Source organism: Streptosporangium sp. H13245 (assembly GCF_055690525.1).
The window spans coordinates 1-19210 of the sequence record NZ_JBSZKT010000057.1; the positions used below are offsets into that span (position 1 = coordinate 1).

Consider the following 19210-nt stretch of genomic DNA (forward strand, 5'->3'; position numbering starts at 1 on the left):
CCACCTGAGCAAGCTGACCGAAGGAGGACTGCTCACCGTCGAGGCCCGCGGACGCCACCGCTACTACCGCCTCGCCGGACCCGCCGTCGCCGACCTCCTGAAGCTTGGGGATTACGGGCGCCGGGCATCTCGCAGGGATTCGGCGGCTGTGAGCAGAGAGGCTCCCAGCAGCACAGTGTCCTTTATCAGGAATTGACCCACGAGAGACAGCTTCGGTTCCCGATGCCGCTGCTGCCAGGCCTCCGGTGTGGTGATCAGGAAGCTGAGCGTGCTGGTGAACATCCCCACCGCCGCCAGGCTGCCGAACGCCGAGGCCCGGGGAGCCAACGGTTTCGCCGCGATCAGCGATCCGATCACGATCTCCGCCGCGCCGATGAGTCTGGCCAGCCTCTGCTCACCGAACATGACGGCGAGCCGCGAGAACGGCGGACTCGAAGTGATCAAAGGGCGGATGTTCTCGACCTCGTAGTCTTCGAACTTGAGCCGTCCGATCACCACCAGGTTGAGCGCCAACCCGAAACGAAGCGTGAAGGCCCCCGCCGTCCGAAGACTGTCGATGGCCGCAGGTGATGTTCTCATACGGGCATCTCCTCGCATGGTGCATCGCGCTGTCCTGCGTGGGGCCAGTTTACGCCGGACGCAGTCAACAGCGCGCTGAGCAGGGCCTTTGACATGCGGATTCGAGAGGGGAGATCGACCGGCGGCCCGCACTTCCCGTCAGGGCGAGTTTGGCCACGTGCTGAACGCGGAGGGTGGATCACCGGCGTCGCGCGGTGCGATCTCACGTTTTCCGGCCTCCGGCCGTCTACAGGGTGTGCAGGGATCGCGTAAGCGGCCCCGTAACCCCGGGAAGGACGAAACGATCATGGCCAGGACCCACACCGTCATCGCGTCGCCGCTGGGTGACCTGCTCGCGGTCGCCGAGGACGGCGTACTGAGCGGGCTGTACTTCGAACGCCACCATCGCGGTCCCAAACCCAAGGAGCGGGGCTCTTACGACGAGTCGGGTTTTGAGGAGGTGCGCCGTCAGCTGGGAGAGTACTTCGCCGGTGAGCGGACCCGTTTCGAGCTACCGCTGGCCCCTCGGGGGGATGAGTTCCAGCAGCGGGTGTGGGAACTGCTGAAGGGGATCCCCTTCGGCGAGACCCGCTCGTACGGAGACCTCGCGCGGCGGCTCGGGGACGTGTCGCTGGCCCAGGCGGTCGGCGCCGCGAACGCCCGCAACCCGCTGAGCGTGATCGTGCCCTGCCACCGGGTGGTGGGCGCCGACGGCGGCCTGACCGGCTACGTCGGGGGCCTGGACCGCAAGCGGTTCCTGCTGGAGCTGGAGGAACCGGCCGAACGGAAGGCGGAGAAACTGTTCTGAGCGCCCGGCGGGCCTGGCCTCCCCCGGGGACGCGACCACTCGACGACAAGGTATGACCCGAGAGGGTACCCAAGCCATGGTCGAGGCCGGGGAAAGCAGCATCACCCACCGGCTGTCGACGAGGCCGCGTCCGGTGCCCGGGATCCACCCTCCCCCCGTCACTAACCGTGAGACACGGCCTGGATCCCGGGAAACGACGTAGACAAAGTAGATACGGTTGGGCGACCAGAACATCGTTGTCGCATCCACTCGACCACCACATCAGGTGGATGCGACAAAACAGCAGGCCAGAGCGCCAGAAGGTCAGGGCGAGGCTCCGTGCCACCGACGACGGCGGGGATCGGCGCTCCGGGCCACGGGCACCGGAGGCGGCGGTGGCGGAAGACCCATGTGGAAACGGTCGGCGACAGACCGATCGCCGATCCACGGAGAAACGCGCTGTCACGGCGAAGCCGGGCATGTTCCGCAAAGACCGCGCCTTCCTACCGATCCTGTCCCCGCTTTCCCCGTCGGCATGGGGCTTACGGGTGAGGTGTCGGCGCCCACTCAGCCGCACCTGCCATGCCACTCGTTCGCCCGCGCGCGACCAAGCCGTCGTTTCACCCGCAGGAGCATCAGCCCGCTCGTCGTTCAGGGCTCGCATGCGGTCGCCGGGGCGTACACCGTCGCCGTCGGCGATTGAGGGGGCGCCTTGAACGGCTTCGGTGACGCCCTGATCGGTGACTGGCACCGTGCCGCCTACGCCGCGGTCAAGGCGCTGGCGTTGTTCCTGACCGCCGTGGTGGCGTTCCGGCTCACCGAACGCCGGACCATGGCGGAGTTCGCCCCGTTCGACTGGGTCGCCGCCGTCGCGGTCGGCGCCATCGTCGGGCGTACGGCCACCGCGTCCGATGCCTCGTGGCTGACCGGCGCCGCGGCGCTGCTGGCCCTGCTCGCCGCTCACGCGGCCATCACCAGGCTGCGGTTCCTGCCGGTCGTCAGCCGCCTGGTCGACCCGCCGATGCGAATCCTGATCCGTGACGGAAACGTCAACTGGCGCGACCTGCGTCGTTGCGGGCTCACCGAGGCCGACCTCGACGCCGTGCTCCACCAGCACGGCTATCACGGCCCAGCTGGCATCCATCTTGCGATCTTCGAGGCCAAGGGCGCCGTCTCCATCCTGCCCCACCCTCCGGCCACGCCGGTAGCCACCACGCCCCCGCCGGGTTTCGACGGGTAGCCCCGAGGTTTCACACGGTGGTCCCTCCGGCTCCCGGGGATGAGGGCCGCCGCGTCAGCGTTCGGCGATGAGTTCGGTGACCGTGCGCCGTACCGCCTCACGACGGAAGTCCCGGTCCCCTTTCGGGTCGACGGCCGCCAGGGACGCCCGTGGCTGGGTGAGCCAGGACCGCGCGAGCGCCTGGATCGCCAGCACCAGTTCGGCCGCGCTCAGCCGGTCGGGCAGCAGGCCCTCGCGCTGCGCCTCGGCGACCTTGTCGATCTTCTCCCGGGTGGCCGCGGTCACGATCTCGTCGTCGGCCGCGTCGCGTTCGAGCTGGTACCAGGAGACGAACCGCTCCACTTCGGGGTTGGAGGCGTTCAGTTCGTACAGGCGTACGGCGTAGCCCGGCAGGTCTTCGACCGTGATGGGAGTGTGGTCGACCGTGCGGGCGACGATGTCCGCCAAGACGGCGTCGAACAGCTCCTCCTTGCCGCCGAAGTAGGTGTACACGAGTCCGGCACTGCATCCGGCGCGGGTGGAGACGGCGTCGATGCGGGTGCCGGCCAGGCCTCGCGCGGCGAACTCCGTCAACGCCGCGTCCAGCAGTCGCCGCTTCTTGTCCTCGGGGTCTCGTGCTCTCACGCCTCGCAGGCTATTTAATGAACGGTCATTTGACAACTGGGCGAGGGGGCACGTAGCGTCACGGCCAGCGCTCTTGAATGAGCGTTCATTAAACGAAGGGGTGCCCATGTCCGTCTGGTTCGTCACCGGAAGCTCACGCGGCCTGGGCCGCAGCATCGTCACCAAGGCCCTGGAGGCCGGTCACCAGGTCGCAGCCACCGCCCGCAAGCCCGGACAGCTCGACGACCTGGTCAGAAAGCACGGTGAGCGAATCCTGCCGCTGGCGTTGGACGTCACCGACCACGAGGCCGCCCAACGCGCCATCGCCACCACCGTGAACACGTTCGGTCACCTGGACGTGGTGGTCAACAACGCCGGCTACGGCGACATCGCCGCCGTGGAGGACATGTCGATGGACATGTTCCGCGCGCAGATCGACACCAACTTCCACGGCGTCGTCAACGTCACCAAGGCCGCCCTGCCCCTGCTGCGCGAGCAGGGATCCGGCCACATCGTGCAGGTCTCCTCCCTCGGAGGCCGCCTGGCCAGCCCGGGCCTGAGCGCCTACCAGGCCGCCAAATGGGCCGTGGGCGGTTTCTCCGAGGGGCTCGCCCAGGAGGTGGGCCCGCTCGGCGTCAAGGTCACCGTCCTGGAGCCGGGAGGCATGCGCACGGACTGGGCCGGATCCTCGATGACCATCCCCGAGGTCGGTGAGCCCTACCGGCAGAGCGTCGGCGCGATGGCCACCATGGTGCGCAACGCCGTCGGCACCGAACCGACCGACCCGGACAAGGTCGCCGACCTGCTGCTGACCCTCACCGGGCTGGAAGAGCCGCCGGTACGGCTCCTCGTGGGATCCGACGCCGTACGGTACGCCGCCGCCACCGAGGACGCACGCCGCGCTTCCGATGCCCGCTGGCGGGAACTGAGCGAGTCCGTGGCCTTCGAGGACGCCCGATGAAACTCGTCGGAAACGTCGCCGTCGTCACCGGAGGTTCCAAAGGCATCGGGTTCGCCGTGGCCGGCCCGCTGATGGAACACGGCGCCGATGTCGTGCGCTGAGCCGCGTCCGAGGGATGCCCCGGGGGTAGGGCGGTAGCCTGCACTGGCCGGTGCTGTCGATGTCCGGTTTTGTCCAACGGGAAAGGCCAACCAGATTATGACGTCGGTATCGGACCAGGGACCGGCAGATACCGGGCAGGCCAGCGAGGAGGACCTGCGGGCGTTGTTCGGGCAGTCCATCGCGGTGTTCGCCCTGCTGACGGGACCGGCGCATGTGGTGGAGACGGCGAACCCGGCGTTCTTCGCCGCCTTCGGTCAGGAACGGGCGCGCACCGGGGTCGCGGTCGTCGACGTGGTGCCCGAGCTTGCCGGTCAGGGCTTCCTTGAGGCGCTGGACCAGGTCTACCGCACCGGTGAGTCGCGCACCGGCCGGGACGTCAGGATCGTGCTGGGCGTCGGCCCGGAGGCGCGGGAGGTGTTCTTCGACGTCACGTACGAGCCACGGCGCGACGCCGAGGGCACCGTGACCGGGGTCCGGGTGATCGGTGTGGAGACCACCCAGGTGAAACACGCCCAGCGGCTGATGGCCGAACATCGGGCCCTGGTGGAACAGATCGCCCGCCAGGTGCCCCTGGCCGAGGTCCTGGAGGGAATGGCCCGCTGCATCGAGGACCTGGCACCGCACCGGGTGCTGGTCTCGGTGCTGCTGGCCGATCCCGATGGCCGGCACCTGCGCCACGGCGCCGCCCCCAGTCTGCCGGGCTTCTACAACCAGGCCATCGACGGCATCGCCACCGGCGAGGGCGTCGGCTCGTGCGGCACCGCCGCCTACCGGCGCGAACAGGTCATCGTCTCCGATATCGCCACCGACCCGTTCTGGGCCGACTTCCGTCACCTGGCCGAGCCCGCGGGCCTGGCCGCCTGCTGGTCCACGCCGATCCTGGCCCGCGACGGCAGCCTGCTGGGCACCTTCGCCATGTACCACCCCGTCCCCCGCGCACCCCAGGACGCCGACCTCGCCCTGGCCCGCCTGTTCACCGACACCGCCGCTCTGGCGATCGAACGCCACCACATCGAACAGGCCAAACTCGCCGCCGAGGCGAGCGCCCGCTCAGCCCTGGAGGAGTTGGCCAAAGCGGTCCGCGCCGAGCGGCGGTTGCGTGCCGAAGCCGAACAACGCGCCAGCGCCGCCGCCGAACTCGCCGCCCGCATCCGCACCGCCGCGGCCCTCCAGGCCGCCGCCCCCCACCCCGAGAAGTGCCAGCTCGGCGGCGCCGCCGGATGCACCGCACCGGCCGAGATCAAGGTCGCCGACTCATGGGGCGACTCGGCGTGGGGCTGCATCGCCCACGCCGATGAAGCCCTCTTCAACGTGAAGGCGGTGTTCATCGCCAACGAGGAGTCCGGTGGACTGGCCGCCTACCTCAACCGCTGACCTGGGCCAGCCCGAGGCAGGCGGCTCCGGCGGCCAACACCACCCGCGTCTGGGCCGACTGTCTGTCCTGGTGCACCGCTGCCACCTTGGCCAGTTTCGTCGCCGGGCTGGCCGGACGTGGCCTGGCACCGGCCAGCATCGACCAGGCGCCGGCCTGCGTATCGTCCGCGCACGGCAAGGCCGGCCTTCCCAAGCCGCATATCAGCGCCGCCCGCGACGCGTCGCGCGCCTACCGCCGCGCCTGGAGCGCCAAGCCGGGCGACAGGGTGCGCATCACCGTCGACATCCTGCGCGGCCTCATCGCCCACACTCCCGACGACCCCCCTACCGGGATCCGGGACCGGGTCGCGCCAGTGGCGGCCAGCCCGGCCTGGCGGGCCGCGACCCGCTGGAAGGGATCATCGCACTTGCAGATGGTGAGTGAGGTCAACGGTCGAGGCCCAGGTGTCCAGCGCGGACCGTCCGTAGGGATCCAGAACGCGTTGGCGTGGCCGAGGACGTCGCGGCAGGCTCTGTACCGCCTCCAGGAGGTGGGGCGCCTCTTCGGCGATTCGGTCGGCTTCGGCTTGGGAAACGCTGTGGATCGTGCTGGAATCCTGGTCTCGTCGTAGATCAGAGCGTCGGTGCTGCGACGGGAGAGGCTGCCGCAGCCGACGACGGCGTCGCGCAGCGTGTTGTCGGTGGTGATGATGCGGGCGAACAGGCTGATGGACCTTTGCGGGCAAGGCCACTGCCGCGGCGCTGATGTCGATGGTGATGCCGCCGTCGGCGGCGGCACGAACAGCCTCTGGAACAGCTCGGCCGGATTCGCGCGGTGGCCCTGGACAAGACCGGCACCCTGACCCGCAACGCCCCCGTCGCGACGCATTCGGCCGAGGAGATCCTGTGCGTGGCCGCCGAGCTGGAGGCGCGCGGCGAGCACCCGCTGGTCCGCGCTGTCCTGGCCGCCTTCCCTGCCGAAGATGTCACCGCGGTACCCGGCAACGGGCTGGAAGGCCGCATCGGCGGGCGCGCCGCCCGGCTGGGCAGACTCGGCTTCGTCGACGCCGGCCCGCTGGCTTCCGAGGTCCCCCGCGTGCAGGAGGCCGGAGTGGCCGTGGTTCTGGTCGAGTACGACGGCTGGCCGTGCGCGACGAGCTACGGCCTGAGGCGGCGGCCACCGTCGCCGCCGCACTGGCCACCGCCGCCGTCTCCTCGGGCGCGGGGGCGTCGCTGGAGATCGACGGCAAACCGATCCCACCGGCCGGCTTCGCTCAGATGACACTGGCGTGCGCCGTGATCGGAATCGTACTGGCGGTGGCGCTGCGACGCTGGGCCGCGACCCCCAAGCGCACGTTCGTGACGGTCACCGTCGCGCTCACCGTGCTGTCGGTCGTGCCCGACCTGCTCATCTCGGCGACACCCTCGACCAAGATGATCCTCATGCTCACCCACCTGGTCGCCGCGGTGATCGTCATCCCGCCCATCGCCGGCCGACTGCCCGCCCGCACCCGCTGACCGCGATCGAACACGTCCGAGATGGCCGCCTCCAAGGCGGTCATCGCAGGCGGCCGAACAGTGCGGCGGCACCCCGCCGCGCGCCACCTACCGCAACCGGCTTCCAGCCCGAGCGCCGCGGCGGGGTACGAGGCCGAGACCGTCGCCTCGTCCAGGGCGGTTCCAGACGGGCTCGGCCCCCGTACCCCTCCTGATCCTGGCCACGGGCGGGGCGGCGGGCTACGGTCACATCTGTGACGATGCAGGAGCCGACCGCGGTGCCGCTGGATCCGTACGCGGCGTCGCTGGCGCGAAAGTGGATGGCCGCGGGTGCGTTGATCCGCGATGCGGCCGGGGCGGTGTTGCTGGTCGATCCGGTCTACAAGCCGCAGTGGGAGGTGCCCGGCGGGGCCGTCGACGCCGACGAGTCTCCCCTGGCCGCGTGTCGGCGGGAGGTGGCCGAGGAGCTCGGCCTGGATCGGCCGGTGGGCCGCTTGCTGACGGTCGACTGGATCCCGGCCCGGCCCGGCTGGCCGGACGGGCTGATCCTCCTGTACGACGGCGGCGTGCTCGATCCCGCGCAGATCTCCGCGATCCGGCTACCCGCCGACGAGCTGGCCGACTGGGCTTTCGTCGATCCGGACCAGGTACCGCGGTGGGTGCCGGCGCCGCTGGGCCGGCAGGTCGCCGCCGCCCTGCGAGCCTCGGCCGACGGCACGGTGGCCTACCTGGAAGACGGCTACCCGGCGAACTGACCCCGGCCAGACCTCCCGGACCGGGAACCGGCCGACGGCCGCCCCACCGCCCAGCGCGAGCATTCCGCGGCCAACCGAACGACTGCGCTCGCGACCTGCCAAGCCCAGACCTATGCCTACGGCGCGGTGGGGGCGGTGTCCGGTGAGCCGGAGTCGGCATCCGGGACGAGCCCGTCACCGCATCTGGTGCGGTTCGGCTCGCGGGGCGATCATGTGAGATGTGCGACAGCCGAACGGCCTTCGACGACGACCGCCATCTCCCGTGGCCACCTCGCTTCTCACTGTCGCCCTGGCTCTGGCGGGGAACCTGGCCACGAACACGGTGACGGTCGCTGCGGGCTGGTGGACTCCGGTGATCTGGATCACGGTCGGCGTCTTGACCCTGACCGCTGTCGCGTTCGAGGTCACCCGCCGGGCCGAGGTCGTCACCGACCGGGCCGGCCAGCTGGCCGATCTGGTCGACGCGGTGCGCGAGCAGTGGCAGCAGGAGGCCGCACGCCGGCGGTTGCCGCGGCCGCGACCGCTGCGGCTGCGCTGGTCGACGACCTCCCGGCCGGTCGCGGGAGACGACTCGGCCGTGATGTCCGGCGACATCACGCAGCTCAAGAAGGCCTTCACCGAGTCGCCTCAGAGGCAGTTGGTCATCCTTGGCCCGCCGGGCGCGGGCAAGAGCGTGCTGGCGATCCTGCTCACGCTGGACCTGCTGAAGAGCTGGGAACCGTCCGCTCCGGTGCCCGTCCTGCTGCCGCTCGCCCCGTGGAACCCCGAACGCGAGCACATCGAGGACTTCCTCATCCAGCGGCTCACCACCGAGTACGACGTCCTGGAGGCGACCGGCCCGGACGGGCGCAGCCTGGCCGAGTGGATGCTCACCGGACGCCGGATCCTTCCGATCCTGGACGGGCTGGACGAAATACGTCCCGAATGGCACGCCAGAGCCATCGAGGGTCTGGATGACCTGGTCGACCGGCCACTGGTGGTCACCTGCCGGGGCCAGGAGTACGAACGGGCGGCCACGATCAGCGGTTCCGTCCTGTCCCGGGCGGCCGTGATAGAGATCGAGCCGGTCGACGTCGAAGGAATGATCGACTTCCTGGACCAGCCGACCACCCGGGGACGCTGGCAGCCGGTCATCGCGCACCTGCGGACCCGGCCGGACTGCGCGCTCGGCCAGGTCCTGACCACACCGCTGATGATCACGCTGGCGCGGACCGCCTACAGTGACCCGGCAACGGACCCACGCGAACTGCTCGGCCTCCCGAACCGCTCGGCGATCAGGGAGCGGCTGATCGCGGGCTTCGTCACCGGGGTGTACTCCCGGGCGCCCTCGCCCGCGACCGCGCGCGCCCGCCCCAGGCCGTACGCGCCGGCGAAGGCCCGGCGCTGGCTCGCGACCCTGGCCTATCAGCTCTTCCTGGCACGTTCGCGCGAGCTCGCGTGGTGGCGGCTCGAAGCCGGGTTCCTGTCCCGCAGGCCCAAGTGGGCCAGGCGGGCCGTGCCGGTCGCGGTCGTCGCCGCGGTGGGCGTGATCGCGGGCTCGGCCGCGGGTCCCGCCGTGGCGCTCGTCGCGTGCCTGGCCGTCGGCGTACCCGCTACAGGAATCCTCGGCGGGCTCCACCGCACGGGCACCTGGCCGCAACGGGCCCGCCGGGCCGGGTTCGGTCTGGGCTACGGGCTCGCGCTCCTGCCGATCCTGGGTGCACCGCTGCCGTGCGCGCTGGCCGCGCTGCTCAGCGCCCTGGCGTTCGCGCTCTCACCATGGTGGAACCGTCCCGCGCGGATCCGTCGCATCACACCACGCCGTGCCCCGCGGGTGGGCCGTCGCCGCATCGTCGAAGCCGCGCTTCACTTCGGACTGATCGGCGAGATCGTCTTCGCCGGCACGTGGGGCTTTCTCGCTCCGGGGCCGGACGCGCTGATCGCGGGATTGGCCGCCGGGTCGCTCTACGCGACGGCCGCGGCCTGCGCCGCCGGCCTGTGGACACGGACGATCTCTCAGGTCCGTCACGCCTCGCTCGCCCTTCGCGGCCTGCTGCCGTGGCGGCTGTCGGTCTTCCTGCGGGACGCGCAGCTTCGCGACGTCCTGCGCCAGGTGGGCATGTCCTGGCAGTTCAGGCACGCCCTCCTGCAGGATCACCTCGCCGCCGGGGCCCGCGAGGCCCACCTGCGCGCGCAGGGGGACGCGGGTGACGTTTTCGCGGCCATGCAACTCGTCAGGGAACTGCTGGAGCAGAACCGGATCGACGAGGTCCGTTCCTGGCCGCACGCCGAGGCCCAGGGCATGCTGCGGCGGTGGCTCATCGAACGCGGCGAGATCGATGAGCTGGTCCGGCTGATCCCCGCGGGCGGGCGGCACCTGGGCGACGACCTCGCCGGGGCGCTGGCCGCGCACGGCCGCACCGAGGAGTTGTGGGAGTGGGTGCGCCGAGGCGACGGCACCGCCACGTACGCGCTGGCCCGCTTGTTACGCGAGCGGGGGGACGCGGATCAGGCCATCGCCTTGCTGGAAAACCACGGGACCCACAGCACCGGGGACCTGCTCGCCGAGCTCTACGTCGGCCATGGCCGCATCGACGACGCCGTGGCCTGCCTGACCCGCCGAGCCGAAGACGTCCCCCGAGAGTACGGCCACTACCAGCGTTTGATCGATCTGCTGGTCGAACACCACCGGCTCGACGACCTTCGGGCACTCGTCCGACGCGGTAGCCGACTTCGAGTGGTCGCCCCGTCCTGGAACTCCTACGCCAAGTACCGCTTCGCCGACCTGCTGGCCGAACTGGGCCAGAGCGAGGAACTGCTGGAGCGGGCCCGTACGGGAGACCGCTGGGCGCACTTCCGGGTCCCCGACCTGCTCATCGGCCAAGGACGCGTCGAGGAGGCGCTCGAACTCCTGCGTACCCGGGCCGTCGGCGGCGACGCCAACGCGGTGTGGCGATATCCCGAACTGCTGGTCGAACACGGTCTGGAGGAGGAGGCGATCGCCTTCCTGCGGTCCCGGCGCTCGTCCGACTCCCGGCGGCTGCTGGCCCGGCTGCTCGCCGAGCGCGAGCGCGTCGACGAGCTGCGCGCGTACGCCGACGAGGGCGACGGCTACGCCGCGGTCGCGCTGGGCGACCTGCTGGTCGAACGGGGCGACCTCGACGGGTTACGCGCCCGCGCCGCGGCCGGGGACTCCTCCTCCGCGGTAGGGGTGTGCGAACTGCTGGCCCGGCAGGGACACGCCGACGAAGCGCTGTCCATGCTGCGCGCGATGGCCGAAGCAGGCAACATGCTGGCCGTCGAGCGCCTGCCCGGCCTGCTCGCCGCACACGGCCACACCACCGAGGCGATCAATTTCCTGCGGGCCAGGATCGACGAGCACCGCCAGCGAAACTTCCACGACCCGGAACTCGACGCGCTGCTGACCCAGCTCAAGGAACAGCGGGCCGGACAAGAGCCGCCCAGTGAGAGCGAACCGCCGTTGTAGGTACGGTCCCCTCGGCGCGACTGGGATGCCGTCGGCACGTACTCGTGCCCGGTCACAGGCTCCACGGTCCTTTGCCCGGTGTGGTGAGCCCGCCGCTCGGCGCGAGCAGCAGCACGGTCAGCGGGGCCGGAGCCCGCGTTGACCGCGTACAGGGAGACCGCCGGGCCGCTCACCCCGGCTTCGGGCGCCGATCGCCCCAACCATCTACGGCCGCAACCCCGACGGGCGATCGTCACGGCCTCGCCACGATCCCCAGAAGTCGGGGACGTGACCGGGACCGTGAGCCAAGGTCGGGGTCATGGTGCAAGAGGCAGCCCTGCTGGGCGGCCCCTGGACGGGGCGACCCTCCCCGGGCCGACGGTGGTCGCGGACGGCGTACCAGAGGGCGGGGCGTACATCGTCGTTCCCGGCGAGGAGCGCCGAGCGGCATACGAGCCGCTCCCCTGCGCTGATCCCTGGGTCTGGCACTACCGCGGGATGATCATGGGCTGACGTCGTACGCCAGGGGCAGCCCGGGTAAGCGGGACCGAGCGCGCTCCGGTGGTGGCGGCCGGGGCCGGCCTTCGGGCCGCATGCCCGGCCGCCTGGCCGCCAGAGCGCGGGGCGCCCCTTGATGTCCATAGAACAATTCGGCAACTGCGTCGCTGAAGGCCCGCGTGTCGCGCGTCCGTCGGATATTCATGGATGCATGAGTGGACGTGCGCGTCGTCGCCGCAACACGCGGCGCAGACAGCCATGGCCGCCCATCGTGATTTTGGTGACGTTCATCATCGCGGTTCTCAACGGCACCGCTGGATGGGATGACGCACCTAATCCTTTTCAGATCGCCAGCTTGAGCATGTCGGCATTGCTGACTGCGTGGCTGGCTGGACGGGCCATCGGCGCCCGGGGAAGTTCACCACCTCGTGGTGATGCCCTAAAAAGAAGGTCCGCCGACGAAGGGCGTGAGCCTGCGTTCGTACTGGCCGCTTGATGTTTTCGGGGTAGCGGTTGCCGGTCTGCTCCTGGTACCCGTCGACGAACCTGGGTTTCTTCCGACAGATGACAACTTGGTGACGGCATAACAGCAGACCGTCATGCCGTCACTGAAATGGGCACGGTGGATGATGAGGGGCGAGGGTCCGGGGCCGGTAACAGCGGTCCCGGACCCTCGGTCCTGCCTCGGCTGGTTGGCCGGGTCGGCGGGGCAGACTCCGGGGTGGTAAAACGCGGCGTTGAACGTGCCGCAGTGCGGGCAAGCGACCGTCTCGGGTCGCTCTGTTGTGGTGCCGTTGGAGCACGTGGTGCCCGAGGACTGGCGGAGGCGGTGGTCGACCCCGACACCGGTCTGGTCGAGCGGATCCCGTACGAGCTGTGCGTGCTGGTCGCGCCGCGCAAGGCGATCCGGCGCCGGGAGATCTGGGTGGAGGGCGCCAACACCTGGCGCAGCCCCGACCAGGATCTGCCCGCCGATTTCGAGGACAACCGGGACGTGCACTACGAGGCGCTGTTCAAGCCCCGCGCCCCGGCCGACTTCGTCGCCGACCTCCAAAAGCGGCACGTCGCGGCGCTGAACCGGCTGAACAAGGGGCTGAAGAAGGGCACCACCGGCGGGGTGAAGATCACGAAGAAGCAAGCCGCCCGCGCCTACGTGCGCATGCAGCGCGACGCGGCTGCCACCCGAGCCGTGCCTCGTCCGGTGGCCGCTGCGTGAGCGTGAGGGGTGTCCGCGCCGACCGCGCCGCCTCGGCCGGACTTCAGAGGCGTCCTCACGGCGGCTGTGAAAACATCAGAACCGAAAAGCGGAGCCCGGAATGTCGGAACTCGCCTCGGCGGACGGACACAGACGGGGTGTGACCCACCAACCACCCGGCCCTGAGCCGAGCGACGCCACCTTATGGGCTCAGCAGACCGTGGAAGCGTTCGGCCTGCTGTTCGAGCGCCATTCCCGAGCCATCTACAACCACTGCTTCCACCGGACCGCCGACTGGGCCACCGCAGAAGATCTGACCTCAGTAGTGTTCCTTGAAGCCTGGCGCCGCCGTGAGTCCATCCGTCTGGAGAAGGAATCCGCGCTGCCCTGGCTGCTCGGGGTGGCCAACAATGTCGTGCGTAATCAGTACAGGTCACGCCGCCGTCACCGGGACGCGCTGGACCGGCTCCCCGCCCAGACGACCACGGAGCCCGACCACGCCGACGACGTCGCCGGACGGCTGGACGACGAGCGGACGATGCGTCGCATCCTGGCCCTGGTCAACCAACTGCCCCGGGCGGACCAGGATGTGATCGCGTTGTGCGTTGGAGACGGGCTCGGCTACGCCGAGGCCGCGCTTGCCCTCGGCGTTCCGGTGGGGACGGTGCGGTCGCGGCTCTCCCGGGCCCGCCGCAGGCTCCGGGAACTCGAGGTCGCCCACGGCCACGAACAGGGTGAGGCCGAAGCATGGAAGAGCGTTGGATGACGCCGCCGCTGTCAGAGGAGGAAACATGACACTACCGCCTTGGCCCAACCGGGACCTCCCAGCGGCTCGCCGACCTGCCCTGCGGGAGCATCTCGTGACCGAAATCTCCCGGCCCCGGCATCGCCTCTCCCCGCGCGCTAGCTGGCTGACCGCGCTGACCGGCGTGGTGGTCATCGCGGCGGGGGGAGCCGCCGTGGCCGGCCAGATCTGGGACGGTGGCGGCGCGGCCACCACCGAAAGCGTCGCCTGCTACAGCACCACCAACCCGGACAGCGACACCGCCGTCATCAGCAGCCGCGACCGGGACCCCGTGGAGGTGTGCGCCGACCTGTGGCGGGAGGGATCCCTTGTGGAGGGCGTCAACCAGGCGCCTCCCCTGGTGAGCTGCCTGACCGGTTGGGGACCCGTGGGAGTCTTCCCCGGCGGGGAGAAAACCTGTGCGGCTCTGGGGCTGCGTTCCAGCCGCGACGCGAGTCCCGCCGAACGGGCCGAGGCGATCGGCGTCCGCGCCGTACGCGACGAGTTGATCGCGCGGCTCACCACCAGGTGCGCACCCGAGGAGGAGGCGGTCTCCGTGGTGCGGAGCGTCTTCGCGGCACATGGCCTCCACAAGTGGAGAGTGCGGGTCGAGCCGACCTCCGAACGCGGTAAATGCGCCACATTCGGCATAGATCAGCCGACCAAATCGGTGTATCTCATCATGATGAACCATCCCTGACCAGGGCGGGGGTGGTCGGTACCGGGATCAACGTGGGCAAGAACCTGGCCTCGGTCTACCGCGCCCTGGCCGAGGCCGACGCCCTGAGGCGGAACGGCACCGGCGACCGGGGCTCTCAGCGTCCGACCAGGTTCATGTGCGCCTCGTTGTAGCGGTCGCCCGCCACGCCCACCCTGGCGGCCAGGTCGTCCAGGTCGGACCGCTCGTCCGCGGACAGTCCCACCACGGTCGCGCCGATGTTCTCCCGCAGACGAGACAGACGGCGGGTTCCCGGGATGGGGACGATCCATGGCCGCTGGGCCAGCAGCCATGCCAGGGCGAGTTGTCCCGGTGTGGCGCCCTTGGCCTCGGCCAGCGCGCGGAGGTGATCCACCAGGGCCTGGTTGGCCGAGAGGTTACCGGCCTCGAAGCGGGGGATGGTGGCCCGGATGTCGCCGTCGGCGAAGGATGCCCGCGCGTTCACGGCGCCGGTCAGGAATCCCTTGCCCAGCGGGCTGAAGGGCACGAACCCGATCCCCAGCTCCGCGCACGTGGGCAGCACCTCGGGTTCGGGGTCGCGGGTCCACAGCGAGTACTCCGACTGCACCGCGGTGACCGGGTGCACGGCGTGGGCCTTGCGGATCGTGGCGCTCCCGGCCTCCGACAGGCCGAAGTGCTTGACCTTGCCCGCCCGTACCAACTCGCCGACCGTACCGGCGACGTCCTCGATCGGCACGCCGGGGTCCACCCGGTGCTGGTAGAACAGGTCGATCGTCTCCACGCCCAGGCGGCGCAAGGAGGCGTCGGCAACCTTCGTGATCTGCTCGGGCCGGGAGTTCAGGCCGACGGACCTGCCGTCGGCGATGTCCCAGCCGAACTTGGTGGCGATCTGCACCCGATCACGGATCGGGCCGATGGCCTCGCCGACGAGCTCCTCGTTGACGTAGGGGCCGTAGACCTCGGCGGTGTCGAGAAAGGTCACCCCGGCCTCCACCGCGGACCGGATCACATCGATCATGTCCTGGCGGGTGCCCGGGTTGGGGCCGTAGCTCTGTGACATGCCCATGCAGCCCAGCCCCAGGGCCGACACCTCGAAGCCTTGTCCCAGGGTTCTGATGTGCACTGCCACCTCCGTGGTCGGCGATCGACCGCAACCGGCCTCGGCCAGTATCGACGAGGACGCCCAAGGACGGCCACCGGGCCTCGATCAAGCCCGCCCCGGTGAAGGTGGGCCAGATCGGACGGGCTTGGGCCGAGGTCGAGCAGACGATTGACACCTCCCGTCCGGCGCCTTCATCATGAACAAGCATTCATGAACAACCGTTCATGAATGAGGCGCCGAAGGCGAGGCCGTTCGGGGCGTCCCGAGAGACTCACGGGAGGAAAATTCCGATGCTTTCCATCGTCAACACCGAGCAGGCGGAAGCGTGGAACGGCTACGAGGGGAACCACTGGGCCGACCACCAGGCCCGGTATGACGCCGTGAACAGCGGGTTCAACGACCACCTGCTCGCGGCGGCCGCCATCGGTGACCGGGACCGCGTGCTCGACGTCGGATGCGGCAACGGGCAGGTGACACGGCTGGCCGCCCGGCGGGCGCGACACGGAGAGGCCACCGGGATCGACCTGTCGGCGCCGATGCTGCGGCGGGCGCGTGCCGGTGCGGCCGACGAGGGCGTCGCCAACGTGACCTTCGAGGAGGGCGACGCCCAGATCCACCCCTTCCCCACCTCGGGCTTCGACGTGGCCGTGAGCCGGTTCGGGATCATGTTCTTCGCCGATCCGGTCACCGCGTTCGCCAACATCGGCCGCGCGCTGCGACCGGGCGGACGCCTGGCCGTCCTGTCCCTGCGGGGAATGGCCGACAACGACCTGGGCACCGTCTTCGCGGCGATGGCCGAGCATCTGCCACCGAGCCCCGCCCCGGCCGGGCCCGGTGCTCCCGGCCCGGAGTCGCTGGCCGACCCGGACCGCGTCCTTGAGGTGCTCACCGGCGCGGGCTTCGAAAACGTGACCTCCACACCGGTCGACGCGCCCCAGGTGTGGGGCCGGGACGCCGCCGACGCGGCCGGTTTCCTCGGGGCGTGGGGCCCCGTCCGCTTCGCCCTCGCCCAGGTCGGCAAGGACACGGTGGCCCGAGCCCTTGACGCGCTCACGGTGGCGCTGCGGCCCTACGAGGAGCCCGACGCCGTACGGCTGCGCGGCGCCGCCTGGCTGATCACCGCCACGCGCCCCTGACCGCGATCCGTCCCCGGTCGTCACCCACCCGTGACCGCCACTTGCCTCCCGCCTCTGACCGCCACCCGCTCCCGGTGATCATCCGCTCCCGGCAATCACTACGATGCGATGTGATGTCCCCGAGAAAAGCAGCGGCCCTGCGTGACGGCGAAGGCGATCAGACTCTGCGCGAGCACCTGATCGCCGCCGCCGAACGCCTCATGGCCCGGCGCGGCACCGCCGGGCTCACCGTACGCGACATCGCCCGCGAGGCCCGGGTCGCCGACGGCGTGCTGTACAACCACTTCGCGGGCAAGGAGGAACTGCTCGCGCTCGCTCTGCACGCCCACGTCCGGACCGTCGAACGCGAGCTGGGCGAGCGGCCCACCAGGGCCGGAAGCGGCACCGTCGAGGACAACCTGCGCGCCTACATCACCCAGGGGTTGGCGCTGCACGCCGCGATCCTGCCCTCCTTCGCGGGCCTGCTCGGCCGGCCGGAGGTTCTCATCCGGTTCGCGAACCTGCCCAACCCGATGGCGGGCGGCCGGGGACTCCGCGAGGACCTGGCCATATATCTGCGCGCCGAGCGCGACCTCGGCCGCCTGGCCCCGGACGCCAACACCGAGGCAGCCGCCACCATGATCATCGGCGCCTGCCACGAACTGGTCCTGCCCCACCTGCTCAGCGGCGGCGCGGCGACCGCCCTGGAGATCCCCGCCGGTTTCGTCGAGGATCTGCTCACCACCGTCCTGAACGGCATCGGCCCGGCCGGGAGCCCTGGAACCGTTCCCGGAGTCGGCTCACCTGACGTGAACCCGCCGAACGATTCGAAGCACCGATGATCATTCCGGCAGGGGAACGACAAAACCCTGCGAGTGACACCCTCAACCAACCTTGTCAGCTCGTGCACGCCTCGTTCCCCTTCCGCCGTACCCGCAAGAGCTCGCACCCCCCGTCCTGGACTGCAGTCGACACCGTCAGCAGCGCACCAAGCAGGGCGACGCTGCAGTACAAGCCCAGGCAGATGTGGCGGCTCTTGCTGCCGGGCGCGCGCTCCATCCGATCTGCCTAAGGCGTCAAGTCCGTCAAGCGGCCCGCGAGCGTGGGATCGGTCCGCGCATCACGTCGTCGGCCCGCGGTCCCGGGAGCGCTACGGACGGCTGATGTAGCCGGAGGTCCGGGCCTCCAGGAGGCGGATGATTTCGGCGTGGCCGGTGCCGAGCCACGACTCCGAGCGAAGGTTGCCCGTGCTGTCGCGCACCTCGGCCACGATCCGTATGTCGCCTCCTTCACACTCCTCACGGCGAACAGCGATCTGCGCTCCCTGCGGGGCGTGTTCCGTGGCTCGCGCGAGCACCTCCGCCTCGATGTCGCGCCCGGCGTACCGCCGGGCGAGATCGATGGAGCGCCGCCCCTGAGCGTCGGCCGATACGGGATTCGCCCCATGGTCGAGCAGCGTCCTGACCACGGCCGTCGCACCACGCCCGGCGGCGTGGGAGAGGGCGGTGCCCCCGGCGGAATCAACGATGTCGGGGGCGGCGCCCCGGTCGAGCAGTGCTTTCACGACGGCCAGGTGCTGGTTCGACGCCGCCCAGTGCAGGGCCGTCATGGCGGCCCTCGCGACGTCTTCCCGCCGGTCGGGATGGGCGCCGGCGTCGAGGAGCGCGATCACCACATCGATGTGCCCCCAGCACGCGGCGGCGCACAGGGGCAGTCCCTCGCTGTCGCCTTCGCTCTCCCGCTCGGGATCGGCACCGGCTGACAGCAGCATCCGTACGATGCCCATGTCCCCCCGCACGGCGGCCCGGTAAAGGGCCGTGCCACCATCCTCGTCCGGCTCATCCGGAGGTACGCCGCCGTCCAGCAACCGCCGGACTCCCTCGACATCCCCGATCGCCGCCGCTGTCGTCAGCTCATCCCCCGTCATGCGACCCAGTCTGTACAGCAGCGACCTCATGATCTACCGGTTTTCACCGGGACAGGCCGGTTGTCGCGCAGCGCACTGTGGAGTGCCGGTCGCCCTCAGCACGCCGGTGGTCGTAGTGGGCTCTGGGACCTGGCGCTCGAAGAGAGGCGAAGGCCCAGACGTAGCCGGTGGCGGCCAGGCGCTGGTTCTTCACCCTGTGGTGGTGAACGACCAAGTTCTTGCCCGAGGCTCGGGTGATGGGCGCTGATCCGGCGTAGGCCTTCAGGGCGCGAGCATCGGTGAAGCGGGGTTCGGCAGGTACGCGGGCGCCGGTGAGATCGGCCAGTCCGGGGAAGCCGGTGATGATGGCGGCGTCCGGGTGTTGGGCGAAGGGCTTCGCTTCCACGGCAGCCGCCGGGTGTCGGGGGCGGGGGCATTCTTCGTCGAAGGCACGGCCGACCGCATAGGGGGAGCGCGGCGGATGGCTCGCCCCGGCCGACCTTGGCCGATCGCTCCGCGGCGCCAGGGGGAGGGTTGCGGACCGCTGGCCGACGATCTCCGTAGCCACCGAAGTTAATACCAGTGGTTTGTCCCTGTTATGTACATGTAATACCAAATTGTTGACCACTG

The 19210-nt window shown here is 70.4% G+C and carries 20 protein-coding genes and 1 pseudogene; 16 read left to right on the plus strand and 5 right to left on the minus strand.

Features of this window, described 5'->3' with window-relative positions; all coding sequences use genetic code 11:
- Positions 1-111 precede the first annotated feature (111 nt).
- Entirely contained in the window at positions 112-579 is a 468-nt protein-coding gene (locus ACW9TB_RS37880) for a YkgB family protein (RefSeq protein WP_472752945.1), read from the minus strand.
- Positions 580-865: 286 nt separating this feature from the next.
- Between ACW9TB_RS37880 and ACW9TB_RS37885 the strand changes: the two genes are divergently transcribed.
- Entirely contained in the window at positions 866-1366 is a 501-nt protein-coding gene (locus ACW9TB_RS37885) for a methylated-DNA--[protein]-cysteine S-methyltransferase (protein ID WP_472752946.1), read from the plus strand.
- Positions 1367-2057: 691 nt separating this feature from the next.
- Positions 2058-2585: a YetF domain-containing protein gene (locus tag ACW9TB_RS37890; protein ID WP_472752947.1), complete on the plus strand. Its 528-nt coding sequence runs from the start codon at positions 2058-2060 to the stop codon at positions 2583-2585.
- 54 nt (positions 2586-2639) lie between these two features.
- Here the strand turns inward: ACW9TB_RS37890 and ACW9TB_RS37895 are convergent, their stop codons facing one another.
- Complete coding sequence (locus ACW9TB_RS37895) at positions 2640-3209, minus strand: TetR/AcrR family transcriptional regulator (RefSeq protein WP_472752948.1); 570 nt, start codon at positions 3207-3209, stop codon at positions 2640-2642.
- A 106-nt stretch (positions 3210-3315) separates the two neighbouring features.
- Between ACW9TB_RS37895 and ACW9TB_RS37900 the strand changes: the two genes are divergently transcribed.
- The 12 genes and pseudogenes from ACW9TB_RS37900 to ACW9TB_RS37955 all read left to right on the plus strand — a co-directional run bounded on the left by ACW9TB_RS37900 (position 3316) and on the right by ACW9TB_RS37955 (position 14630).
- Positions 3316-4149, plus strand: a complete 834-nt coding sequence (locus tag ACW9TB_RS37900; protein ID WP_472752949.1) for an SDR family NAD(P)-dependent oxidoreductase — start codon at positions 3316-3318, stop codon at positions 4147-4149.
- Between the two features lie 198 nt (positions 4150-4347).
- The gene (locus ACW9TB_RS37905) at positions 4348-5625 is read left to right on the plus strand and encodes a GAF domain-containing protein (protein ID WP_472752950.1); all 1278 of its coding nucleotides are present in this window, start codon (positions 4348-4350) and stop codon (positions 5623-5625) included.
- Between the two features lie 86 nt (positions 5626-5711).
- Positions 5712-6236: a hypothetical protein gene (locus ACW9TB_RS37910; RefSeq protein WP_472752951.1), complete on the plus strand. Its 525-nt coding sequence runs from the start codon at positions 5712-5714 to the stop codon at positions 6234-6236.
- A gap of 176 nt (positions 6237-6412) precedes the next feature.
- Positions 6413-6795, plus strand: a pseudogene (locus tag ACW9TB_RS37915) (HAD family hydrolase); the annotation flags it as partial.
- A gap of 3 nt (positions 6796-6798) precedes the next feature.
- Positions 6799-7122, plus strand: a complete 324-nt coding sequence (locus ACW9TB_RS37920) for a DUF6069 family protein (protein WP_472752977.1) — start codon at positions 6799-6801, stop codon at positions 7120-7122.
- 239 nt (positions 7123-7361) lie between these two features.
- The gene (locus tag ACW9TB_RS37925) at positions 7362-7856 is read left to right on the plus strand and encodes an NUDIX domain-containing protein (RefSeq protein ID WP_472752978.1); all 495 of its coding nucleotides are present in this window, start codon (positions 7362-7364) and stop codon (positions 7854-7856) included.
- Between the two features lie 376 nt (positions 7857-8232).
- The gene (locus ACW9TB_RS37930) at positions 8233-11322 is read left to right on the plus strand and encodes a hypothetical protein (protein ID WP_472752952.1); all 3090 of its coding nucleotides are present in this window, start codon (positions 8233-8235) and stop codon (positions 11320-11322) included.
- 757 nt (positions 11323-12079) lie between these two features.
- Positions 12080-12295 (plus strand): hypothetical protein, encoded by a 216-nt coding sequence (locus ACW9TB_RS37935; RefSeq protein WP_472752953.1) that lies wholly within the window; start codon positions 12080-12082, stop codon positions 12293-12295.
- 333 nt (positions 12296-12628) lie between these two features.
- Positions 12629-13015, plus strand: a complete 387-nt coding sequence (locus ACW9TB_RS37940; protein ID WP_472752954.1) for a hypothetical protein — start codon at positions 12629-12631, stop codon at positions 13013-13015.
- A gap of 100 nt (positions 13016-13115) precedes the next feature.
- Positions 13116-13760 carry an RNA polymerase sigma factor gene (locus ACW9TB_RS37945; protein WP_472752955.1) on the plus strand — a complete coding sequence of 215 codons (645 nt, stop codon included), beginning with the start codon at positions 13116-13118 and terminating at the stop codon, positions 13758-13760.
- A 94-nt stretch (positions 13761-13854) separates the two neighbouring features.
- Positions 13855-14478 carry a hypothetical protein gene (locus ACW9TB_RS37950; RefSeq protein ID WP_472752956.1) on the plus strand — a complete coding sequence of 208 codons (624 nt, stop codon included), beginning with the start codon at positions 13855-13857 and terminating at the stop codon, positions 14476-14478.
- 11 nt (positions 14479-14489) lie between these two features.
- Entirely contained in the window at positions 14490-14630 is a 141-nt protein-coding gene (locus ACW9TB_RS37955; protein ID WP_472752957.1) for a hypothetical protein, read from the plus strand.
- Here the strand turns inward: ACW9TB_RS37955 and ACW9TB_RS37960 are convergent.
- Entirely contained in the window at positions 14594-15580 is a 987-nt protein-coding gene (locus tag ACW9TB_RS37960; RefSeq protein WP_472752958.1) for an aldo/keto reductase, read from the minus strand. The genes ACW9TB_RS37955 and ACW9TB_RS37960 overlap by 37 nt on opposite strands.
- Positions 15581-15849: 269 nt before the next feature.
- On the opposite strand from ACW9TB_RS37960, the gene ACW9TB_RS37965 reads away from it, so the two are divergent.
- On the plus strand, positions 15850-16695 hold the full coding sequence (locus tag ACW9TB_RS37965) for a class I SAM-dependent methyltransferase (RefSeq protein ID WP_472752959.1): 846 nt from the start codon (positions 15850-15852) through the stop codon (positions 16693-16695).
- Positions 16696-16808: 113 nt separating this feature from the next.
- Positions 16809-17516: a TetR/AcrR family transcriptional regulator gene (locus ACW9TB_RS37970; protein ID WP_472752960.1), complete on the plus strand. Its 708-nt coding sequence runs from the start codon at positions 16809-16811 to the stop codon at positions 17514-17516.
- A gap of 308 nt (positions 17517-17824) precedes the next feature.
- Here ACW9TB_RS37970 and ACW9TB_RS37975 read toward each other — a convergent pair whose 3' ends face one another.
- Positions 17825-18601 (minus strand): ankyrin repeat domain-containing protein, encoded by a 777-nt coding sequence (locus tag ACW9TB_RS37975; RefSeq protein ID WP_472752961.1) that lies wholly within the window; start codon positions 18599-18601, stop codon positions 17825-17827.
- A gap of 43 nt (positions 18602-18644) precedes the next feature.
- Entirely contained in the window at positions 18645-18986 is a 342-nt protein-coding gene (locus ACW9TB_RS37980) for a transposase (protein WP_472752962.1), read from the minus strand.
- Positions 18987-19210 lie beyond the last annotated feature (224 nt).

Bases quoted from the DNA above. Each gene is read 5' to 3' on its own strand.
- ACW9TB_RS37880 (WP_472752945.1), bottom strand. From the start codon at position 579: ATGAGAACATCACCTGCGGCCATCGACAGTCTTCGGACGGCGGGGGCC.
- ACW9TB_RS37905 (WP_472752950.1), top strand. From the start codon at position 4,348: ATGACGTCGGTATCGGACCAGGGACCGGCAGATACCGGGCAGGCCAGC.
- ACW9TB_RS37900 (WP_472752949.1), top strand. From the start codon at position 3,316: ATGTCCGTCTGGTTCGTCACCGGAAGCTCACGCGGCCTGGGCCGCAGC.
- ACW9TB_RS37970 (WP_472752960.1), top strand. From the start codon at position 16,809: ATGTCCCCGAGAAAAGCAGCGGCCCTGCGTGACGGCGAAGGCGATCAG.
- ACW9TB_RS37975 (WP_472752961.1), bottom strand. From the start codon at position 18,601: ATGACGGGGGATGAGCTGACGACAGCGGCGGCGATCGGGGATGTCGAG.
- ACW9TB_RS37885 (WP_472752946.1), top strand. From the start codon at position 866: ATGGCCAGGACCCACACCGTCATCGCGTCGCCGCTGGGTGACCTGCTC.
- ACW9TB_RS37965 (WP_472752959.1), top strand. From the start codon at position 15,850: ATGCTTTCCATCGTCAACACCGAGCAGGCGGAAGCGTGGAACGGCTAC.
- ACW9TB_RS37925 (WP_472752978.1), top strand. From the start codon at position 7,362: ATGCAGGAGCCGACCGCGGTGCCGCTGGATCCGTACGCGGCGTCGCTG.
- ACW9TB_RS37945 (WP_472752955.1), top strand. From the start codon at position 13,116: ATGTCGGAACTCGCCTCGGCGGACGGACACAGACGGGGTGTGACCCAC.